The sequence below is a fragment of the Paraburkholderia sp. XV genome (assembly GCF_020177535.1).
Lineage (GTDB): Bacteria > Pseudomonadota > Gammaproteobacteria > Burkholderiales > Burkholderiaceae > Paraburkholderia > Paraburkholderia caribensis.
Window position 1 is genome coordinate 1 of the sequence record NZ_JAGUUD010000037.1, and the last position, 21,887, is coordinate 21,887.

A 21,887-nucleotide genomic window follows, 5' to 3' on the forward strand; every position below is an offset into this window, starting at 1 on the left:
CAAAGAAAAGTAGGTGCCGCCCCGCACAGGGGCGACGCCTGAAGCAAGCTAACAACACGCGGATGCCAGCGCAAACGCAAGCAAACCAAAACCAAACCAAAACCAAACCAAAACCAAACCAAAACCAAACCAAGCATCAACCACGACGCAAAGGCGAAAAACCCCCACCCCAGCGTCGCAGACAAAAAAATGCTCAGAACGGCAACTTGGCGTCAGCCTTTTCAGCCAGAATCACACGCCGAAAATCCTCCTGAATCCGCTTCAAAGCGACATCATTGTCAGCCTCAAACCGCATAACAACGACAGGCGTCGTATTAGAGGACCGCGCGAGCCCAAACCCATCCGGATACTCGACACGCAACCCGTCAATCGTCACAACCTGATCCGCGTCAGGAAACGTCGCACTCTTCTGCAACCGCGCGATCAGCTCAAAATTCTCGCCTTCCTGCAGCTTCAACTGCAATTCAGGCGTCGAATGCGAATTCGGCAGGTCATTGAGCAGCTTGCTCGGATCCGCCACACGGGCAAGGATTTCCAGCAACCGCGCACCGGTATAAAGCCCATCATCAAACCCATACCAGCGGTCCTTGAAGAACACGTGACCGCTCATCTCGCCCGCCAGCGGGGCGCCCGTCTCCCGCAATTTCGCCTTCACGAGCGAATGCCCCGTCTTCCACATCAACGGCTCGCCGCCCTTCGCCTTCACCCACGTCGCCAGATTGCGCGTGCACTTCACGTCATAGATGATCTGCGCGCCCTTGTTTCGCGACAACACCTCTTCCGCAAACAGCATCAACTGGCGATCCGGATAAATGATCTGGCCGTCCTTCGTGACCACGCCCAGACGGTCGCCGTCACCATCGAATGCGAAGCCGATCTCAGCATCCGTTTCCTTCAGCGCGCGGATAACGTCCTGCAGGTTTTCCGGGTGTGCCGGGTCCGGGTGGTGATTCGGGAAGTTGCCGTCGATCTCCGTGAACAGCTCGACCAGCTCGCAGCCCAGCGCCTTGAACAGGCGCGGCGCGAGACCGCCAGCGACGCCATTGCCCGTATCGACGACCAGCTTCAGCGGCCGCGCGAGCTTGATGTCGCTCGTGATGCGATCAAGATACGCATCGGCGATGTCGTACTCCTGATAAGTTCCGGCGCCGCTTTCGAAGCGGTTTTCAGTAATGCGCTTGTACAGCCCCTGAATCTGCTCGCCGTAGATGGCAGCGCCGCGCAGCACCATCTTGAAGCCGTTGTAGTCGGGCGGGTTGTGGCTGCCCGTGACGACGATGCACGAATCGACGCGGCGTTCGCCGCCATCGAGCTTGAGCGGCACGCTGGCCGCGAAATAACCGACGGGCGTCGGCACCATGCCGACGTTGACCACGTCGACACCCGCCGCGCGCAGTCCGTCCGACAGCGCCTGGATCAGCTCGGGACCGGAAAGCCGGCCGTCGCGCGCGACCACGACGGCATCGCCGCCCTGCGCGCGAACTTCGCTGCCGAATGCGCGACCGATCGAACGCGCAGTCTCGGCGTCGAGCGTCTTGCCGATCACTCCGCGGATGTCATATGCCTTGAATATGGATTGCGAGATCATGGATTGGCTCACTTACGTGCAATGGAAAATTTGGATGACACAGCGTGGTCATGGCACTGTGCCTTGCCGGAAGCGGTCCGGATACAACTTATAATTGCGCTTTTCAGCGTCGCCTTACTGGCACCATTCTAATGCTTAGATGCCCCGGGCTCACAAAGTTGCCGCATCGTTCGTTCGGCTGGGCACGCCAAGATACAGACTACATGCACCTCCCGTGCCCGCAGACAGCAAACGGTCGCCATGCGGATGCCGGCGCTTAAGCGTTTTACGAATCCCGACGTCACGCGCGCTGTCGCAAACCTTGTCTGGCTTGGCCTCGAACGCCTCACCCAGATCGGCGTGGCGATCGCGATCAGCGGCGTGCTGGCGCGCTACTTCGGTGCCGACCTGTTCGGCAAATGGCAATACGCCAACACGCTTTTGCTCGTCCTGTCGCCGATTACATGGGTGTGCGGCGCGGAGATTCTCGTGCCGACCATCGTACATCGTCCGCCTGAACAACTCGGCACCGTGCTCGGCAGCGCGTTCGCGTTGCGGCTCTCGGTGTCGGCCGTCGCGCTGTTGCTGACGTGGGCAGGGATTGCGGCGGGCGTCACCGATCCCGTCGTCGGCGCGATGCTCGCCGGACTGGCCGTCACGATGCTGTTTCGCGAGCCGTTCGTCGGCGTGATCAACGCGTGGCTGCAAAGCATGACCTACAGCAAGCCGCAGTTGCTCACCAGCATGACGACGGCCATCGCCAAGGCCATCCTCGTCTGGCTGCTGGTGCGCGCGGCCGCCGCGCCGTCGCGCTTCGGCTGGCTGTGGGCGCTCGAATCGGCCGCGATCGGCGCGGTGCTGGTCGTCTATTTCATGCAAAGGCACGGCGGGAAACTCGGCTGGCGCGTGGACCGCGCGCTGTTCCGCCACTTCGCGACGGCGGGCACCGTGTTCTGGCTCGGCCTGATCTGCATGTACCTGTTCCTGAAGCTCGACCGCCTGATGCTGGAGCGCGCAATCTCGTTCGCCGACCTCGGCCGCTACTCGGCCGCGCAACAGCTCAACGAGAACTGGATCACGCTCGCGCTGATGCTGGCGCAAACGCTTGCGCCCGCCTTCGTCTACCGCGTCCAGGACGCCGTGCAGCTGCGCCGCAACATGTGGCGGCTCACGGCCATGACAGCCGTTCTGATGATCGCCGGCGCGTTCGTGCTGGATCTGCTGGCAGGCTTCATCATCCGCCGCGTGTTCGGGCCGGATTTCGAGGAAGCCGTCGATATCTTCCGCTGGGCCGTGTGGCTGTCCGTCCCCGCCGGCATCGAGGCGATCGGCAACCTGGTGGTCCTGAAGTATCAGGCGAAGTTCGTGTTGCTGTCGAAGTGGCTGCTGGCGCTCGCCGTCGCGGGCATCGTCAATCTGCTGGCGATTCCGCGTTTCGGCGCGTACGGCGCGCTGATCGGCCTTGCCGCCGGCTATCTCGCCGCGGCTTCCGTCAATTTTTATTACATCCGTTACAAGCTGCGCCCATGACGTCTTCTTCATTCCCGCCCGTGGGCGCTGCGCCGCTCGACGACGTCGCCGTGCTGATGCCCGCCTACAACGGCCAGGCGGACGTCGAGCGCACGCTGGCCTCGTTCGGCGAGGACGCGCGCATCCACGTGCTGATCGTCGACGACGGCAGCACGCCGCCCATCGTCGCGCCCGCGTTGCCGAACCTGTCGATCGAGGTGCTGCGCATGCCGAAGAACGGCGGTATCGAACGCGCGCTGCAGGCGGGTATCGAAGCGCTGGCGGCGCGCGGCTTTCGCTACGCCGCGCGCATCGACGCCGGCGACCTGACCGTGCCGCAGCGGCTTGCGCGTCAGCGCGCGTATCTCGAAGCGCATCCGCAGGTCGCGGGACTCGGCATGTGGACGCAGGTGGTGTCGCGCGACGGCAAGCCGCTCTTTATGCTGACGCCGCCCGCGGAGCCGCGCGCGATCCGCCGCGTGCGCTTCATGCGCGCGTGTTTCGTGCATCCGTCGATGATGCTGCGCATCGACGCCGTGCTCGCCGTGGGCAACTATCGCGAGGCTTACAAGGCGGCTGAAGACCTCGATCTGTTCCTGCGCCTGATGGCGCGCTACGACTGCGCGAACCTGCCAGAACTCGGCCTGTACTACGAGCTGAACGAAGGCGGCATCAGCGCGACGAAGCGGCGCCGCCAGATCGCCTCGACGCTGCGCTTGCAGATGCGCTACTTCAACGTACTGAATCCATACGACTGGCTCGGCCTCGCAAAGAACCTGCTGCACTTCGTCACGCCGTACCAGACGCTTCAGCGCGTGAAGAAGCGGCTCTACGCGCCGCGTGCGAGCCTCTGAACACCGCCCGTCCAACCTGCAACGCAAGCATGAAGCAACCCACCCAATCCGCCGGCGCGCTGCGCATCACGCTCGTCTGCAACACCGCGTTCGCGATCTACACCTACCGGCAAGGGCTGATACGCACGCTCGTCGCGCGTGGCGTCGACGTGACGGTGATCGCGCCGCGCGACCGCACCTTCGATCTGCTCCAGCAGATAGGCTGCCGCTGCATCGAGCTGCATGTCGCATCGAAAGGCACGAATCCGCGCGACGATCTGCGCACGTTATGGGCGCTGTACCGGCTTTATCGAGAGATTCGTCCGCATGTCGTGTTTCACTACACGATCAAGCCGAACATCTACGGAACGATTGCGGCGAAACTGGCAGGCGTCGATTCGGTTGCCGTCACGACGGGCCTCGGCTATGTTTTCATCCAGAAGAGCCGTGCGGCGCAAATCGCCAAGCTGTTGTACCGTTTTGCATTCCGTTTTCCGCGCGAAATATGGTTTCTGAATAAGGACGATGAAGCTGCGTTTCGCGACCAGCAATTGCTCGCGCATCCGGAGCGCGCGCGCCTGCTGCACGGCGAAGGCGTGGATCTCGAGCAGTTTTCTTTCACGCCCCTGCATGTGCGTGAAAACAGGCAGGATGCATTTTCTTTTGTATTAATCGGCCGCCTGTTGTGGGATAAAGGCGTGGGCGAATATGTCGAGGCCGCACGGCAGTTGCGCGCGAAGTATCCGCACGCGCGCTTCCAGTTGCTAGGGCCCGTCGGCGTCGACAATCCCAGCGCGATTTCGCAGGCCGAAGTCGACGCATGGGTGCGCGAAGGCGTGATCGACTATCTGGGCGAAGCGCACGACGTGCGCCCGCTGATCGCCGCCGCCGATTGCGTCGTGCTGCCTTCGTATCGCGAAGGCGTGCCGCGCACGCTGATGGAAGCGTCGGCAATGGGACGGCCCATCGTCGCCACCGACGTGCCGGGCTGCCGCGAAGTGGTCGCGCACGGTGTCAACGGCTTGTTATGCGAGGCGCGTAATGTGGACAGCCTCGCAGCGAAGCTCGCGCAGATGCTCGACATGAGCGACGACGAACGTCGCGCGATGGGCGAGCGCGGCCGCGAGAAAGTCGCGCGGGAATTTGACGAACGGGTTGTCGTCGAACGGTATAAAGGCCTGATCCAGCAGTTGACGGGCATATCACTCTAAAGGGAGTTCAGCATGACCACGAAGGGCACGATTCTGGTAACGGGCGGTGCAGGCTTCATTGGTTCGCACACGTGCGTGGAACTGCTCAACAGCGACTACGACGTGGTGGTGATCGACAATCTCGTGAACAGCAAGCGCGAATCGATCGCGCGCGTCGAGAAGATCACGGGCAAGCAGGTCGCGTTCTACGAAGCGGATGTGCGCGACGAAGCCGTCGTCAACACGATCTTCGACAAGCATCCCATCACGGGCGCGATTCACTTCGCGGCCTTGAAGGCGGTGGGCGAATCGGTGGCGAAGCCGCTCGAGTACTACCGCAACAACATGGACGGCCTGCTCGTGCTGCTCGACGTGATGCGCGCGCGCAATGTGAAGCAGTTCGTGTTCAGCTCGTCGGCGACCGTGTATGGCGTGCCGAAAAGCTCGCCCATCGACGAATCGTTCCCGCTCTCGGCAACCAATCCGTATGGCCAGAGCAAGCTGATCGCCGAGCAGATCCTGCGCGATCTCGAAGTCTCCGATGCATCGTGGCGCATCGCGACGCTGCGCTACTTCAACCCGGTCGGCGCGCATGAAAGCGGCCTGATCGGCGAAGATCCCGGCGGCGTGCCGAACAACCTGATGCCCTATGTCGCGCAGGTCGCCGTCGGCAAGCTGGAAAAGCTGCGCGTGTTCGGCGGCGACTACGACACGCCGGACGGCACGGGCGTGCGCGATTACATCCACGTCGTCGACCTGGCGCGCGGCCATATCGCGGCGCTCGACGCGCTCGTCAGGCACGACGCGAGCTTCGTCGTGAATCTCGGCACCGGTCAGGGCTATAGCGTGATCGACGTCGTGAAGGCGTTCGAGAAGGCGTCGGGCAAGCCGGTGCCGTATGAAATCGTCGCGCGCCGCCCCGGCGACGTCGCGCAGTGCTTCGCCAATCCCGCTAAGGCGCTGGAGGTGATCGGCTGGGAGGCGCAATATGGCATCGAGCGCATGTGCGCCGACCATTGGCGCTGGCAGGCGCAGAATCCGCGCGGATTCGAATAAGTCCGCCGCGCGACACTCGCGACACTCGCGAAACCCACGAAACGCGCGGGATGCGCTTGCGCATCCCGCCTGTCGAACGGGCGGCCACTAGCCCCGGCCCCTCCCCCTTCCTCCTTTCTGTGCTCCGACGCACAGAAACGCCTCCCGTCCGCTGCTTCAATAGGCGCTCATACACTGGCGCTGCGTCGTTCATTCCGACCCGGCGTCCCGGGAGGCACAATGAACGTCATTGCAGAAGCGGTTGCACAGGATATCCTCGATCACGAAACCCACCTTGCCTGCGTCATCCAGCCCGTCGTGCTGGCGGGCGGGTCCGGGACACGCCTGTGGCCGCTGTCGCGCGAGCAATGCCCGAAACAGCTGATCGGTCTGACGGGCGACGAATCGCTGCTCGAAGCAACACTGCGCCGAACCCAGGGCTTGCGCGCGCCGACTCACGAGCATCCCGCGCCGCATATCGTCAGGACACAGCCGACGCTCGTCGTCTGCAGCGAGGAGCTGAAGCTGCCGACCAAGGAGCGGCTCGAGCGCTGCGCATGCGAATCCCGCGTCGTGCTGGAGCCGGCGCCGCGCAACACGGCACCCGCGCTGACGATCGCCGCGCTGGCGGCGCTCGCGGATGCGCCGCACGGCGAAGACCCGATTCTCGTCGTGATGCCCGCCGACCATCTGATCAGCGACGACGCCGCCTTCGTCGACACGTTGCAGCAGGCCATCCAGCACGCGCTGCGCGACGCGATCGTCACGCTCGGCGTGCCGCCCGAGCGCGCGGAAACGGGCTACGGCTACATCAAGACCGGCCTGCCCGCCGACGGACGCGGCGCGCGCGGCATCGAGCGTTTCGTCGAAAAGCCCGCGCAGGAAACGGCGGAACAGTACGTCGCCTCGGGCGAATATTGGTGGAACAGCGGCGTGTTCGTGATGCGCGCGTCGGTGTGGCTCGCGGCGATCACGGCGTGCCGGCCGGACATCGCCGCGGCGTGCCGGGCGTCGTACGAACATGCGAGCATCGCGAGCGACGGCTCGCTGCAACTCGATCGCGCCGCATTCGCCGCCTGCCCGAGCGATTCGATCGACTACGCGGTGATGGAACACATCGGCGACGATCCGAAGCTGATGGGGATCATCGTGCCGCTGACGGCCGGCTGGTCCGATGTCGGCGCGTGGGACGCCGTCTGGGACATCAGCGAGAAGGATGTCTCGGGCAATGTCGCGCGCGGCCGCGTGCTGTTCGAAGGTTCGACGGATACCTATGCGCACTCGGAGGGACGGTTGGTCGCGTGTGTCGGCGTGACAGGCATCGTGGTGGTCGAAACGGCCGACGCCGTGCTCGTCGCCGCGAAAGACCGCGTGCAGGACGTGAAGGCGATCGTGAACCGCCTGAACGCGGCGAAGAATACGGAAGCGAAGGTGCATCGCAAGGTGGAGCGGCCGTGGGGCTGCTATGACTCAATCGATCAGGGCGAGCGCTTCCAGGTCAAGCGCATTGTCGTGAAGCCTGGCGGTCGGCTATCGCTGCAGATGCATCACCATCGCGCGGAACACTGGATCGTCGTGCGCGGCACCGCGCGCGTGACGCGCGGCGACGAATCGTTCCTGCTGACCGAGAACCAGTCGACGTATATCCCGCTCGGTACGCTGCACCGGCTGGAAAACCCCGGCAAGACGCCGCTCGAGATCATCGAGGTGCAGTCGGGCTGCTATCTCGGTGAGGACGATATCGTGCGGTTTGACGATCAGTACGGGCGCACGGGTACCTGAACGCTAGGCGACGCTCGCACCGGCCTCGAGGCGGAACACTGCGACCGCCTCGCGCAGCACGACGGCCTGCGATTCGAGCGCTTTCGCAGCGGCCGCGGCCTGCTCGACGAGCGCCGCGTTCTGCTGCGTGACTTCGTCGATCTGGCCGATCGCCTTGTTGATCTGCTCGATGCCGTCGCTCTGTTCATGCGCGGCGCCTTCGATCTCCGTCATGATGCCCGTCACGCGCTGCACGGAGTTCATCGCTTCCTCCATGGTCTTGCGCGCATCAGCGACGAGCGTTGCGCCCTGCGCGACCTGCGCCGTCGAATCGCCGATCAGTTCGCGAATTTCCTTCGCCGCCGCGCCCGAGCGCTGCGCGAGCGCGCGCACTTCGGAAGCGACGACGGCAAAGCCGCGCCCCTGCTCTCCCGCGCGCGCCGCCTCGACGGCTGCGTTCAGCGCGAGGATGTTGGTCTGAAACGCAATGCCTTCGATGATGCCGATGATCTCCCCGACCTTGCGCGACGACGCGGTGATGCCGTCCATCGTCTGCGTCACGCGAGCGACCACGTCGCTGCCGCGCACCACCGTGTCGAGCGCGCCTTGCGCAAGGCGGCTTGCGAGCTTCGCGTTGTCGGTGTTCTGCTTGACGGTCGCCGACAGTTCTTCCATGCTCGCCGCCGTTTCCTGAAGCGCGGCGGCCTGCTGTTCGGTACGGCTCGACAGGTCCGCGTTGCCGGCGGCGATTTCGTTGGCGCCGAGCGTGATCGAATGGGTGCTGCCGCGCACTTTCGACACCGTGTCGACGAGGCCGTCACGCATCTGCGAGAGCGCCTGCAGCAGTTGGCCCATCTCGTTGCGCGAGCGCACCTTGACCGAGGTCGTCAGGTCGCCTTCGGCCATGCTGCGAAAGTGGCGGATGGTCTGGTTCACCGGCTTCACGACAGCCGACGACAGGCCCGCGCGCGCTAACGCGCCGATTACGACGGCGGCCACGCCGATCGCGATGAACAGACCCGTCGAGAGTGTGAAGCGCCGACTCAACTTGCCGGCCTCGCGCTGGCGGTTATCGGCCTGCGCGCGCTTGAGCGCGTCGATCGCCTTTGCGTAGACACCGTAAAAGCGGTCCGCCGTCTCGCCCTGGATCGTGCGGAACGTATTGAAGTCGTTGTCGACGAGCGCCTTGTGCTCCGGCTCGATCGCCTGGTTGACGAGTGCGGCGCGAGCCTGCGCCACGGTTTGCGCGAGCTTGCCCTCTTCTTCGCTGCCGAAGGGGCCCGCCATGTAGACGCGGAAATCCTCGTTCGACGACTCCAGCAGCTTGTGCGCGGCGGCGAGCAGTCCGTCCGTGTCCTTGCCGACGCTGAAAAGCGTCTCGTAGCTGCCGAGCGACAGGCGCACCTGCAGGAGTTTTTCCGAGCTCGACGTCAGCGCGTTCATCGCCGCCGATGTCTGCTGCACGTTTTGCAGGCCATCGTTGGTGAATTTCAGCGCGCCCCAACCGACGCCGATCACGATCAGGAGAAAGGCCGCGAAGATGCCGATGACGAGCGTCAGTCCTTGCCGGATGGTGATGTTTTTGAGCATGAGTGTCCGTGACGTGCTGTCGGCCAGCCGGGATGGCAGCCCCATCGATGGCTATCGGCAACGCGGGACGGACTCCGAATAGGGACAATCCATGACGTAGCATGTGGGATGGCGCGCTCTGCGCCCCCGGAGGACGGTCTGCTCGCTTTATTACCGTGGAGGCCGGACTTTTGTATTGGCGGCCTGCATGTCGGCACGCGTGATGTGCCAGAGGACGGAGAAGCTGGTACCGCCGACCGTCGGGTAGCTGTCAGCGTGACAGTTGTTCGACAGTGGATCGCAAGCGATCGTCATCGTCTGCTTGTCGTTGAACGTGATCTTGACGATCGGGCTCTCGAGCGCGCCCTTCTGGACGGGTTCGAGTTCGTAGGTACAGGGAATGGTTTTCGGAGCGGATCCTGACCTGTCGCCCTTAATCTGCAGCGTTGCAGTTTTCGAAGGCGGACCGTCGAAACGAAGCTCGACGGTGTCGCCGCTGTCGGCGCTACCCATCATCGATACGGGCACCGATGAGGGGACTGCGATGGATGCCAGCGGCAGCGCGAATAGGGCCGCGCTCAGGCATGCAAGAAGAGAGATACGCATCTTCGACCGTACGGCTTGAATATGCAGCGCATTATGGGCGAAAACGGCGCCGCTTGCCGCCGAGCCGTCAACCCCTCCGGGCCCGCTGCGTTTCATTTGTATAATCCACCGTTTGCTTTTCCGGCCCCGACTTTCATGCTCAGTTTCGCGCTCGGCTTTATCGTTTCACTCTTGATCACGCTCGTGATCGTGCGGTATGCGCATCTGCATGAAACGTTTGCGGACACCGATCTCGCCGGTGTGCAGAAATTCCACGCACGGCCGGTGCCGCGTATCGGCGGAACGGGGATTCTGGTCGGGCTGATCGTGTCGGCAATCCAGCTGTATGGCGCGTATCCGGCCGTTTCGGCGGGTATTCTCGGCATTGTCGCGTGCGGGCTTCCGGCGTTTGCCTCGGGTCTGATCGAAGACCTGACGAAAAAGGTGTCGCCTCTGGCCCGGTTGATCTGCACGATGGTCGCGGCAGCGCTCGCTTATTTCGTGCTGGGAATCGCCGTCACGCGCATCAGCGTGCCGCCACTCGATTTTCTGCTCTCGTATGCGGCCATTTCCTGCGCGGTGACGGTGCTGGCAGTCGCGGCGCTCGCCAATGCGATCAATATCATCGACGGCTTCAACGGGCTGGCGTCAATGGTCGCGTTCATGATGTTCGCGTCGCTGGCGTATGTGGCGTTTCAGGTGCATGACCCGATCGTGCTGTCGGCATCGCTCATCATGATGGGCGCGGTGATGGGCTTCTTCATCTGGAACTTCCCGGCCGGGTTGATCTTTCTCGGCGACGGCGGCGCGTACTTTATCGGCTTCATGCTCGGCGAACTGTCGATCATGCTCGTGATGCGCAATCGCGATGTATCGGCGTGGTATCCCGTGCTGCTCTTTATGTATCCGATCTTCGAGACCTGCTTCTCGATCTACCGGAAGAAGTTTATTCGCGGGATGTCGCCTGGGATTCCCGATGGCGTGCATCTGCATATGCTCGTTTATAAGCGGCTTATGCGGTGGGCGGTGGGCGCGAGGACGGCGCGCGAACTGACGCGGCGCAATTCGCTGACGTCGCCTTATTTGTGGTTGCTGTGTCTGATCGCCGTAATTCCCGCGACGCTGTTCTGGCGGCACACGCTGCATCTGTTCTGCTTTGTCGTCGTATTCGCGCTGACCTACGTGTGGCTTTATGTCAGCATCGTCCGGTTCAAGGCGCCGAAATGGCTAGTCGTGCGGAAAAGACGGCATAGCTAATGAAATTAGCAACGGTGTGCGCGTGAAGTCGATCCAGAATGAGTTCGCGCGCCGCAGTGCTCAGACGAGACCGCGACCTGTCTGAAGTATGTGGAGGACTTGTCGACAGGCAGCGGACGCCTGGCGCGAACCCCTGCGTGAACTTCAGCGCGGGCTGATGCGGCACCACTGCCAGGCAAGCACGCCCTTCCCGATGCCGGCCTCGTATGGCGCGCACGAGTTCGCATCGAAGCCGAAGCCGGCGCGCTCGAAAGCACCAGCGGCATCGGCGGCGAGTTGGCGGTTGCGGGCGGTGAGATCGAACCGGTCGTCGGCGCGCAGACCGAGCCGGCACTGTTCGGACGCGTCGCGCGGACCTTCGACGGCCGCATGCAGATGCAGTTTCGACACCGCCCAACGCAACGCATGGCATCCGCGCTCCGAGCGCGTCAGCCCGAGCGTGGCGGTAACCTCGTTCACGTCGTTGACATTGTCCTCGCGCCAGTTGTGCGCACCGTCGATCAGCGCGAACGTCGGGCCGCCTCGTTCGCGCGCGAGCGCCACGATGCGGGCGCGAAACGCGTCGCTGGCGGGAAAGCTGCTGTCGATCTGCGTGAACGCGACAGTGTCGGGGAAGCGCGTCGCGATCCATGCCCAGCCCGTCGTGGTACTCCGGATGACGACCGTCGTGCGCTCCGGCTGCGCAAGCGGCGGAAGCTGCACGTGATAGAGCGGATCGGCCCAGCCTTCGTGTCCCCACGTGCGAGCGCCGCCCGTCACGACGACAGCCGTGGCGGCGATAAGCGCCCACGCCGCTGCGCGCCGCGCATTACGGGCGGGCAGTAGCCGGTCGAGCAGCAGCACAAGCACCATCGGCGCGAGCACTTCGATGGGCACGACGTAACGATAGATGCTGAACAGCTTCATCCACACAACGAAACCGAGCGCGACGAACAGCACCACGAGCCGCTGTTTCGGTTCGAGACCGGCGCGCGACTGACCCTTGAAGCGCTGCGTAATACGCGCGAACACCCACCACACGAGCACGACATAGACGATCGGCCAGATGATCTGACGGATTGGCGTTTCGCCGACACGCTTCGAATCCGCTGCGATGATGAATGGCCACAGCAGCATCTCGACAAGATTGCGCGGCAGCCAGCGCACGTCGCCTTGCGCGGCGGATGTCGTCAGCGGGTTCGGAAAGAACTTGCCGAACTGCGGATAGAGCGGGTTGCCGAACTGCTGCCAGAGATGCAGCATCCAGAAGCCCGTCGTCGCGGCCATGCCGAGCAGCACGCCAAGTCCGAACAGAAACGCGATGCGCACGCGTATGCCCAACGTGCCCGGATAGCTCAGAAGGCTCACGCACAGCGCGACGGCAAAGACCGCGTTGGTCAGCTTCAGGCCCGTCGCGCAACCGACCAGCAGGCCGCTCAGGATCGACGCCGCGAAGGCGCCCGCCGTGGGCTCGCCGAGCCGCCGCCAGTTCGAGAGCGCCGTCAGCAGACCGCCAAGTACGAGCAGCGCCGTGGTGTCGTCGCCCATCGAATTGCCGAGGCCGGACAGGAAGTTCGCAGTGAGGCAGCCGGCCCCGGCGATCAGAACGGGCAGTCGGTAGCGATCGTCGCTGGACGCGGACGGCCATACTTCGCGTGCGATCGCGACGATCAGCACGAACGTCGAGCCATGCAACACGCCGAGCAGAAACCCGACGACACGCGATGGCAAATGCGTATTCAACAGGTACAGCGCCGTGTCGAGCAGCGGGTTGAAATACGATTGCATGCCCGCCGGAGCGAGGTCGGTCTGCAGCTTGCCGTGCAGCCACGCGAACGGGTTGTACAGGTGATAGTTGTAGAGGTCCCAGTTCGCGTCGGCGCCGAGCAGCAACGAGTACAGCCCGAACAGCAACGGCACGATCACGCATGCGGCCATCATCGCGCGACGCGAGCGGAGATCGACGATGCGCCGGCGCGCGGTGGACAACGCGGCACTCGTTTGAAGAAGGGGCGTCACGGGGTCGGACGTCACGGGCGAGCCTTGAACACCCACAGCTTCGCGCTGACGAAGTTGACCGTCATGCCCGCGAGCGCCCCGACGGCAACGCCGATGAGCGGCAGCAGCGCGCTCTTCGGCAGCAGCAGGACCGTCGCGCTATAAGCTGCGTAATTGACGACGCCGCCGCCCAGCATCGCGAACAGGTAATGCCACCACTCGGCCCACGCGGATTTGTTGCTGCCCTGGACGAACGTGAAGCGTCGATTGAACTGCCACGTCGACCAGACAGCCGCGACAAACGAGACTGCGCGACCGACGAAATAGCCTGCACCGAGCGCGAGCATCCCGTACAGCACGCCTGCGTCGACGATGAGGCCGATCACGCCGGCGATGGCGAAGCGCAGTAGTTCGCGCTTCATTCGACGGCCCGTCCTGCGAATGTCGTAGGCGCTACTGTCGTTGCTGCCGGAATGTAGAAAAAGCGAATCATAAAGGAGGCATCGGCAGGGTGATGGATGATGGGCTTCGCCCGTGACAGGCGCACACGCAGAGCGCGGCTATTTTATCGCACACATGTAGCGGCACCCGACTGCACGGCGAAGACGAAAAAGGCGCCTCGGCGCCTTTTTCGTCACATCGAAGCCCGCTTGCCCGGAGGCGGCGGTACGCTGCGCAGCGGCGGCGCGCTGAGCGTCGGCTGATATTCGGCAACCCAACGACGCAGATCGCGCCGCACTTCGTCGTCCGTCAGCACGCGATGCTGCATCAGCCACGGCAGCAACTCGTCGAGCAGATTGTCGGGGACGCCGCGCGCCAACGCGATACGCAGCTTCGCATGCGGCGTGCGCGTGGTCGTTTCCTCGTCAGCGAGCAGTTCTTCGTACAGCTTCTCGCCCGGCCGCAGGCCCGTGAACTCGATGCGGATCTGGTCTTCGGTGAAGCCGTAGAGCCGGATCAGGTCGCGCGCGAGGTCGACGATCTTCATCGGCTCGCCCATGTCGAGAATGAATATCTCCCCGCCATGGCCCATGCTCGACGCCTGCAACACGAGCTGCGAGGCCTCGGGAATCGTCATGAAGAAGCGGGTGATTTCCGGATGCGTGACGGTAACGGGGCCGCCCTTCGCGATCTGCTGCTGGAATTTCGGAATCACGCTGCCCGCGCTGCCGAGCACATTCCCGAAGCGCACGGTTTCGAACTGCGTTCGCTCGCTCGTCTGCTGCAGCGCCTGACAGGCCATCTCGGCGAGCCGCTTGCTCGCGCCCATCACGTTGGTCGGATTGACGGCCTTGTCGGTCGAGATCAGCACGAAGCGCTTCACGTCATGACGAATCGCCGCGCGCGCTACGCGGTACGTGCCGAGTACGTTGTTGCGCACCGCCTGCCACGCGTTCTGCTCTTCCATCAGCGGCACGTGCTTGTAGGCCGCTGCATGGTAGACGATGTGCGGCGTATAGCGGGCCATCACGTGATCGAGCAGCAGAGAATCCTTCGCGTCGCCGATCACGGGAACGATGGACAGCCCCTGGAAGCGTTCGTGCAACTCTTCGACGAGCCGGTACATCGCGTACTCGGAGATATCGAAGGCGATCAATTGCGCAGGCTTGAAACGCAGGATCTGACGGCACAGTTCCGAGCCGATCGAGCCGCCCGCGCCCGTCACCATCACGACGCGCGCATGCAGCAGCGCTTCGACGTGCGGCGTGTCGATATGGACCGGCTCGCGGCCGAGCAGGTCTTCGAGGTCGATGTGGCGCACGCGCGACAGCGACGCCTGGCCTTCCCCGACATCGGTCAGCGCCGGCAGCACCATTGCGCGCACCCCGGCGCGCACGCACAGCGTGGCTGCACGGCGCTGTTGCTCGACGGGCGCCGACGGAATCGCGATGATCGCGTATTCGGTCTTTGTCGCTTCGGCGATTTCAGGCAGCTTGTTGATCGGGCCGAGCACCTTGTAACCATAAATCTCGCGGCCCTGCTTCGAGACGTCGTCGTCGAGCAGGCCGATCAGCCGCCACTCGCTCGAGCGCGACAGCTCCCGCGCGAGCATCGCGCCTGCCGTGCCTGCGCCGATCACGATGACCGGCTTACCCTGCGCGACGAGGCCGCCATACAGGTAGAACTCCTTGGCCGCGCGATACAGGGCGCGCGAGCCGCCCATCGCGAGGAACAGGAACAGCGGCGACACGAGCAGCACGGAGCGCGGCACGATCGGCACCGGCTGGATCATCACCGCGAGAATCATCGACAGCAAGGCGCCCGTCGCGACCGCCTTCGAGATGCGCATCAGGTCGGGCAGGCTCGCGAAGACCCACATGCCGCGGTACAGGCCGAAAATGCGGAACATCACCCCGTAGACGGGCAACACCCAGATGAGCGCGTGCAGCGCGCCGTCGCGGAACTCGGCGGGCACGACGCCATTGAAGCGGATCACATAGGCGACGAGCCACGCGCCGGTGACAGCAGCAAGATCGAAAAGGAAAGCGCTGAAAGACAGCCAGCTGGCTTTGGATCTGAGCATCAGCGTCATACCTCGGATTGTTGGGACTGTGTTGACTGGAACCGGCGCCAGCGCAAGTCGACGATGAATCCGATGACGACCAGCACGGCGGCCCACCCTGCGACGGTGCCCCACTGAACGGCCGGGGAGCGGCCGAGTACATACAACGCAAGCGCTATGCCGACAATTATGACCGCGTACCAGGCCCACGCGGTGCCCGCATGGCCGACGCCCGAACGCACCATGCGCTGATAGTAATGCTCACGATGCGCTTGCCAGAACTTTTCTCCGCGCGCGAGGCGCCGCGCCAGCGTCACCGACGCATCGCCGATGAACGGCGCAAACACCAGCGCCGGAAACCACACGGGCCACGCGCCGCCGCGCCAGCCCCAGTAACCGAGCGCGCCCGCCAGATAACCCAGCGAGATCGAGCCCGCGTCGCCGAGAAAAATACGGGCCGGATGAAAATTGAAGAACAGGAAGCCAAGCGCGGCGCCCGATACCGCCAGCGACGCCAGGGCCAGTTCTGGCATCGGATGGTCAGAAAGGAGCGCCCCGGCTGCGTAGCCGGCGAAACCGAACAGCGCCATGCCGCCCGCGAGGCCATCCGCGCCATCCATGAAATTGTAGAGATTCACCAGCCAGATCATCAAGAATGCCAGCGCGCACAGCGCCCACCACGGCACGGCTGCGGGAAACAGCGCGACGAGCGCGGCGACGGCGATCAGATGCGCGGCGAAGCGCACGCGCGCAGGCAATCCGCGGCGGTCGTCGACCTGCGAGACGGCAGCGAGGAACGCCGTCGCCAGCGCGGCGAACCAGAGGGAAGGCGCGACCAGCAGCATCGCTACGACGGCGACGGGCACGATGCCCCAGCCGCCGACGCGCGGCGTCGGGCGCACGTGGAGCGAGCGGTCATTCGGGATATCGGTTGCGAGGCGCCAGGCGAGGCCGGTCTTCAGCAAGACAAACAGGATCGCCGCGCATGCGCAGACGGCCGCGCCAGCGATGAGCGGAAGTGTCCATGGAGCCATCAGTGATTCTTGCATCTGCATGAGCGGGCTCAATGAGTCGAACGATACCAGTCGGCGGTTGCGGCCAGACCTTCGTCGGTTGAGAACGGGGGTTGCCAGCCGAGCACGTCGCGAATGTGCGACGTATCGACCTGCAGACTGCCGATCAGACGGTCGACCTGCGCCGAGCGGCCCATCAACCGCCCTGCCACGCCCAGCCACGCGGCCGGCACGGGTAGCAGGCGCGCCGGTTTGCCGAGATGTCGCGCGAGCATCCGCACCAGTTCCACGATGGTCGGCGCAGTGCCGTCGCCGACATGGAAGCATTGACCGGCCGCCCGCGGATCGGTCGCGCAGTGCATCAGCGCATCGGCCAGATTGCCGACGTAGACTATGCTACGACGGGCGTGGGCGCTACCGAGCGGCAGCGGCATGCCGCGCCATATAGCGTCGATCAGGCGCAGGAAGTTTGCTCGCACTTGAGGGCCGTACACGAGCGGCGGCCGCGCGATCACCAATTCCAGCCCCGTTTCGGCGGAGAGACGCCGCAACGCGTCTTCGGCGGCGCGCTTCGAGCGGCCATAGGCGTCTTCGACATGCGGCGGATCGTCTTCGCGCAGCGCGCGTCCGTTATCGCGCTCGCCGACCGCCTTGATGCTGCTGACGAACACGAAGCGCGGCACGCCATGCTCGCGCGCCGCCAGCGCGAGGCGAAGCGTGCCGTCGACGTTGGTCGCGCGAAACGCGGCGTCGGGATCGGCGGCCGTGTCGTGCATCACGTGCACGCGCGCGGCGAGATGAACGATGCAGTCGGCACCGAGGCCAGCCGGCCAGTTGTGCGCGATGCCGCTGTAGTCCGTGCTCGCGTCGACCCATTCGGTCACGCCGTCGACGCATCCGCCCGCGCGCCGCACAAGGCCCGTCACGCGATGCCCGGCATCGAGCAGCGCGCGGCACAGCGCCCGGCCGACGAATCCGTTCGCCCCGCTGACGACGACATGACTCATAGCCACTTCCAGCCGAAGCGGTTGAAGAACTTGAGCGCGGACGACGCGAACATGCGGATGTGCGCGGAGCCTTTGCGCGCTGCGCCCCCGCCGTGATGCAGCACGCGCACGGTGGGAAGATAGGCGACGCGCGCGACTTCATGCGTGCGCAGGCTGAGGTCGTAGTCCTCGAAATAGAGGAAGTACCGCGGATCGAAACCGGCGAGCTTTTTCAGCACGTCCGTGCGAAACAGCATGAAGCAGCCGCTAACGATGGGCGGATCCCACACGATGTCCCGCTCGTTGATCTGGTCCTGCATTTCATAGCGCGCGAGACGCCGCGTGAAGAAGCGGCGCGCGCTCGCCGGCAGGAAGCCGCGCACGAACAGGTCGAGCAGAGTCGGATACCGGCGGCACAGATACTGGATGTGGCCGTCTTCGTCGCCGATACGCGGCGTCAGCAGGCCGACGTCGGGATGGCTCTCGAAGAACTCGACGGCGCGGATGAGCGCGTTCGCGTCGAGATCGATGTCCGGGTTCAGCACGAGGTGATAGCGGCTCGCCGCGCGACCGATGGCCAGATTGTGGCCGCGGCCATAGCCGACGTTGCCGTGTCCGGCGATGATCGAAAGCGTTGCGCCATGCGCGCGCAAGGCGTCGAGCGAAGCCGTCATGTCGGGCAGTCCACCATTATCGACGAGGCAGACGCCCAGTGTGAACGCGGGATGCGTCCCTTTGAGCGCGTCGTAAGCGGCGGCAAGGCTTTTCAGCGTCTGAGCGAGCTGCTGCAAGTCCGGCCGGTACACGACCACGGACACGGAGATGCCCTCGATCTCGTTACCCGGCTCACGCGTAGTATTCATGTGGAAATTGCAACGTGTCTTGTCGCGACACTTTAAGTTTTGGGACCGGGGTCACATCGAAGATAGCAGTTTGCTGAAAAGATGGGCATTCGGCAACAGGGTTTTCGAAATGTTACGCACCAGTTTGGGGCGAGCGGAATGTGTCATTGCCGCCCGCCTACTTTTAAGGCTGAATATCTCCCGTCACAGTAAAGAAGGCTTCTTTTCCATTCCGAGTCGGGTATGACGCGCTGTGAATATTCACCGCGCCGTTTTGAGCGAGGGCGTTGGTATATTTTTCAGTATCGTCTTTCGACCAGAACGCGACTTCGATATGCCGGGAGGCCCCCTTTCTGGCGCGAATCTGATCGAGATCGATGACGTATGGAATTTGATTTTTGGTCAACAGCGCAAACGACATGAAGAAACCCCAGTCCGGAAATACATACAAGGTGTCAGCATGCTTAACGGCATCGGCGGCTAAATCACTGAGTGCGCTCGTCGCTCTATTCGTTCCGCCCGTAATCTCAAGTTCGCGGTAAAACGCACTGCTTTGCCAGATATTTCCGGCGGCAACGAGCACGCACACAGCAATAATCGCCGCGCGCGAAACACTCGTGCGGGTCAATTCACCGAAGACGGCCACGCAAAGCAAATAGAAGATAGGCACGAGGACACTGAAGTGATGCACCCAGAGCCTGTTTCCCAACAGTGCTGCAACTGCCACGTACGAGACCGGAAGCACCAGAAGAAGCACAGCTTTCGAGCGGCGCAGTCGAATCAGAGCCACCAGAGCGACGATAATAAAGAAAGCAACCTTAACTTTTACCCACCAGCTTTGCTGACTGGTGCCAAAAATCATGAATTCGTTGCCGACATTGGTCAGACCGTAATAGGCGGTTTGAATCGTATACTGAATACTATCGATCGGTGAGAGTTTTGAAGACAATGGTGCGAGGTTCCGGGTCGCGCCCGCGATCCACTCGAGCGCTTCGTGAACGCCGCCCAAGCGAAGCGCAAGGGATCCATATCCGACCACATACGTCAGCATTCCCATGACGAATCCAGCAATCCAGCGAACCGGCCGTGCATCCGGTCTGCTTAGAACGAGTATGGCCATGGCGGGCGCAAAAAAACCCAACACAAAGTATCCGTAAATGGCCAAACCGTAGAAAACGCCGGACCAGAAAAAGCCGTTCTTCGTGTTTCCCAGTAACACATAGAGACTGGCGAATAGCCACATCTCCCCACCAAGGATGATGTAAAACTGCGTACGAAATGAGCTGATAAAAGCAATATCAAGTGCAAGGAGTGCCGAAAATGCAAACGACACAATCCGGTTGCCGGTGGCCCTAACTCCGATTCCATACGTGAAGATTACGATTCCCGCACCGAACAGGGCCTGCGCACAGCGAAGAGTTTCAATGCTTATTCCAAATATTTTGAAAACAGCAATATCGACATATAAATTCTGGACGCCGTGATATAGATTTCCAAGAATTGGGAATGCGATCGTTGGCAAAACCCACACGGTATTGTTGAGCGCTGGAAACAGGATGCGCGCGGCGATATAATCAGGATTAACCGCATCCATATATATACCAGGCAGAGTGATGCGATAGCAGATTCCCGCCCAAAAAATCAGCATGAGAAAGAGGATAGCCGCAGCATCTGGGAATTTTTGTTTCATATAAGCATAATTTTTAATATCGGGCCCGACTTGTCGGCAACCACCGGAGCTCTCTGCCACTGCGTTGCCTGCCCTTCCCTGGTCAATTCGGACGCCAGCTTCCCGGAGAACTCCTCACACGCTCCGCCTCACAGCGCGAGGCCCGCTATATTACCCGTCCGGCACGCATTCGAAAACACCGAGAGGCGCGAAACCAACAGACTTCGACCGCGCAAGCCACGCCGTGGCGGCGTCGAGCGTCTTAGTGAGCTGACGCTGATCGCAGTTCTGCGTGTCGGATGGAATATTTCAGAGTAAAAATTCGTAACGCGCGCAAGTGCGAAAGCGCTATTAGTCTTTTTAAATCCGCTAGATTATTGAATTTTCCTGATTTCCCCGGCATTAATCCTAAATCGGGGTTCACCGCGACTCACCGCCAGTTTTTTGTGGTCCGTTATAATACTGGCCGGCTGCTACCGCAATCTCGCGAGCAGTAAAGCACAAATATGAACGACATCAACAGCATGCGCACTGTCATCGTACACTACCACCTCTTCAAGAATGCCGGTACGACAGTAGACAGCGTCCTTGAACGAAACTTCACCGTCGAAGAGCATGGACATGTCGAAGGTCCCCTGCCATGGTCGACTCTCCAGCCAGAGCAGGTTCTCGAGTTCGCAGTCAACAACCCGTCGGTACGAGCTATTTCCAGCCACCACGCGCGCTTGCCGTTACCTCAGCATCAGTCGATCCGGTTTTTCCCAATCCTGTTCATCCGGCATCCGATCGACCGCTTCGCATCAGTTTACGAATTCGAACGCCGGCAGCCCGAGGACAGCGTGAGCCCGAGCGTGTCGATCGCGCGCAACGGCGGCATCGCTGAGTTCGCGCGCTGGGTCACCGGTAGCGACGCCACCGCCGTTTGCCGTAACTTCCATGTGATTCACCTGGCAAACGCGCAAACCGACATGCGCACGGCGCGCGCGACACACGAAGACTACGAAACCGCGCTAGCGCGACTGAGTGCGCTGCCATTTTTCGGCATCGTCGAAGAATTTGACGAGTCGCTCGTCCGAATCAAGCAGCAACTTAAGCCGCATATTGGCGATATAGCAATTGACCATCTCAATCAGAACGTCACGCCGGGGCGCCATGCGACGCTAGCCGAGCGGCTAAATCACATTGAAGCAGAGCTCGGCGAGTCACTGTATCGCGATTTGCTTGAGTGCAATGCATTAGACCTTCTGCTTTATACGCAGGCCAAAAGGATGTTTGCGGCGGCTCGCCAGGCCCTGCACCCGCAAGCGCGTGAACGTTTTGGGGATCGATTGATGCGAACCCTCCGCGGAGCGACTGGCGCTCGGCCCCGGGCGTGAGTTCAATCCGAGATAGTGCAGTAGTGTTTGATTAGCGTGTGCATTCGCGGACATTGTCACCAATCAACGCGACTGCACCGAGCCTCACAGGGCTTTGTAAATCAAGGAAATCGCGAACGTTCAACTGCCGAGATAATCTTCTGACATTTGTAGGACCGAGCGCAAATCGGCAAGTTTTGCGGGACGTTTAACAGTCGGTAAAAACGCCAATTAAT

18 protein-coding genes are annotated in these 21,887 nt (G+C 62.5%); 7 read left to right on the plus strand and 11 right to left on the minus strand.

What is annotated here, in order from left to right:
• Positions 1 to 185: hypothetical protein (locus KFO72_RS18875; RefSeq protein WP_225032747.1), on the minus strand; the 185-nt coding region annotated here is incomplete at its 3' end.
• 8 nt (positions 186 to 193) lie between these two features.
• Positions 194 to 1,588: a phosphomannomutase/phosphoglucomutase gene (locus tag KFO72_RS18880; protein WP_054928737.1), complete on the minus strand. Its 1,395-nt coding sequence runs from the start codon at positions 1,586 to 1,588 to the stop codon at positions 194 to 196.
• 246 nt (positions 1,589 to 1,834) lie between these two features.
• Between KFO72_RS18880 and KFO72_RS18885 the strand changes: the two genes are divergently transcribed.
• The 5 genes from KFO72_RS18885 to KFO72_RS18905 all read left to right on the plus strand — a co-directional run bounded on the left by KFO72_RS18885 (position 1,835) and on the right by KFO72_RS18905 (position 7,916).
• A complete protein-coding gene (locus tag KFO72_RS18885) occupies positions 1,835 to 3,097 on the plus strand; it encodes an oligosaccharide flippase family protein (protein ID WP_224100006.1) in 1,263 nt (420 codons plus the stop codon).
• Complete coding sequence (locus tag KFO72_RS18890; RefSeq protein ID WP_225032748.1) at positions 3,094 to 3,930, plus strand: glycosyltransferase; 837 nt, start codon at positions 3,094 to 3,096, stop codon at positions 3,928 to 3,930. Before KFO72_RS18885 ends, KFO72_RS18890 begins: the two co-directional genes overlap by 4 nt.
• Before the next feature lie 29 nt (positions 3,931 to 3,959).
• Positions 3,960 to 5,120, plus strand: a complete 1,161-nt coding sequence (locus KFO72_RS18895) for a glycosyltransferase family 4 protein (RefSeq protein ID WP_225032749.1) — start codon at positions 3,960 to 3,962, stop codon at positions 5,118 to 5,120.
• A 12-nt stretch (positions 5,121 to 5,132) separates the two neighbouring features.
• Complete coding sequence (gene galE / locus KFO72_RS18900; protein ID WP_054928740.1) at positions 5,133 to 6,155, plus strand: UDP-glucose 4-epimerase GalE; 1,023 nt, start codon at positions 5,133 to 5,135, stop codon at positions 6,153 to 6,155.
• A gap of 219 nt (positions 6,156 to 6,374) precedes the next feature.
• On the plus strand, positions 6,375 to 7,916 hold the full coding sequence (locus KFO72_RS18905) for a mannose-1-phosphate guanylyltransferase/mannose-6-phosphate isomerase (RefSeq protein WP_225032750.1): 1,542 nt from the start codon (positions 6,375 to 6,377) through the stop codon (positions 7,914 to 7,916).
• 3 nt (positions 7,917 to 7,919) lie between these two features.
• Here KFO72_RS18905 and KFO72_RS18910 read toward each other — a convergent pair whose 3' ends face one another.
• Both KFO72_RS18910 and KFO72_RS18915 read right to left on the minus strand, forming a co-directional pair.
• A complete protein-coding gene (locus tag KFO72_RS18910; RefSeq protein WP_225032751.1) occupies positions 7,920 to 9,485 on the minus strand; it encodes a methyl-accepting chemotaxis protein in 1,566 nt (521 codons plus the stop codon).
• 150 nt (positions 9,486 to 9,635) lie between these two features.
• Complete coding sequence (locus KFO72_RS18915; protein WP_225032752.1) at positions 9,636 to 10,166, minus strand: hypothetical protein; 531 nt, start codon at positions 10,164 to 10,166, stop codon at positions 9,636 to 9,638.
• Positions 10,167 to 10,205: 39 nt separating this feature from the next.
• Between KFO72_RS18915 and KFO72_RS18920 the strand changes: the two genes are divergently transcribed.
• Positions 10,206 to 11,306: an MraY family glycosyltransferase gene (locus KFO72_RS18920; RefSeq protein ID WP_036003235.1), complete on the plus strand. Its 1,101-nt coding sequence runs from the start codon at positions 10,206 to 10,208 to the stop codon at positions 11,304 to 11,306.
• A gap of 144 nt (positions 11,307 to 11,450) precedes the next feature.
• On the opposite strand, the gene KFO72_RS18925 is transcribed toward KFO72_RS18920, so the two are convergent.
• From KFO72_RS18925 to KFO72_RS18955, 7 genes are all read right to left on the minus strand, one after another.
• Entirely contained in the window at positions 11,451 to 13,319 is a 1,869-nt protein-coding gene (locus KFO72_RS18925) for a hypothetical protein (RefSeq protein ID WP_225032753.1), read from the minus strand.
• The gene (locus KFO72_RS18930; protein ID WP_054928746.1) at positions 13,316 to 13,705 is read right to left on the minus strand and encodes a GtrA family protein; all 390 of its coding nucleotides are present in this window, start codon (positions 13,703 to 13,705) and stop codon (positions 13,316 to 13,318) included. The genes KFO72_RS18925 and KFO72_RS18930 overlap by 4 nt, the downstream gene beginning before the upstream one ends.
• Positions 13,706 to 13,917: 212 nt before the next feature.
• Positions 13,918 to 15,807 (minus strand): polysaccharide biosynthesis protein, encoded by a 1,890-nt coding sequence (locus tag KFO72_RS18935; protein WP_054928791.1) that lies wholly within the window; start codon positions 15,805 to 15,807, stop codon positions 13,918 to 13,920.
• Positions 15,808 to 15,812: 5 nt separating this feature from the next.
• Positions 15,813 to 16,841 (minus strand): MraY family glycosyltransferase, encoded by a 1,029-nt coding sequence (locus tag KFO72_RS18940; RefSeq protein ID WP_225032754.1) that lies wholly within the window; start codon positions 16,839 to 16,841, stop codon positions 15,813 to 15,815.
• Positions 16,842 to 16,849: 8 nt separating this feature from the next.
• Complete coding sequence (locus KFO72_RS18945) at positions 16,850 to 17,806, minus strand: UDP-glucose 4-epimerase family protein (protein ID WP_225032755.1); 957 nt, start codon at positions 17,804 to 17,806, stop codon at positions 16,850 to 16,852.
• Positions 17,803 to 18,648, minus strand: a complete 846-nt coding sequence (locus KFO72_RS18950; protein ID WP_036003222.1) for a glycosyltransferase family 2 protein — start codon at positions 18,646 to 18,648, stop codon at positions 17,803 to 17,805. Before KFO72_RS18950 ends, KFO72_RS18945 begins: the two co-directional genes overlap by 4 nt.
• Before the next feature lie 163 nt (positions 18,649 to 18,811).
• Complete coding sequence (locus KFO72_RS18955; RefSeq protein ID WP_225032756.1) at positions 18,812 to 20,377, minus strand: glycosyltransferase family 39 protein; 1,566 nt, start codon at positions 20,375 to 20,377, stop codon at positions 18,812 to 18,814.
• Between the two features lie 425 nt (positions 20,378 to 20,802).
• Between KFO72_RS18955 and KFO72_RS18960 the strand changes: the two genes are divergently transcribed.
• Positions 20,803 to 21,672, plus strand: coding sequence for a sulfotransferase family 2 domain-containing protein (locus KFO72_RS18960; RefSeq protein WP_225032757.1), 870 nt, complete (start codon positions 20,803 to 20,805; stop codon positions 21,670 to 21,672).
• Positions 21,673 to 21,887: the final 215 nt, after the last annotated feature.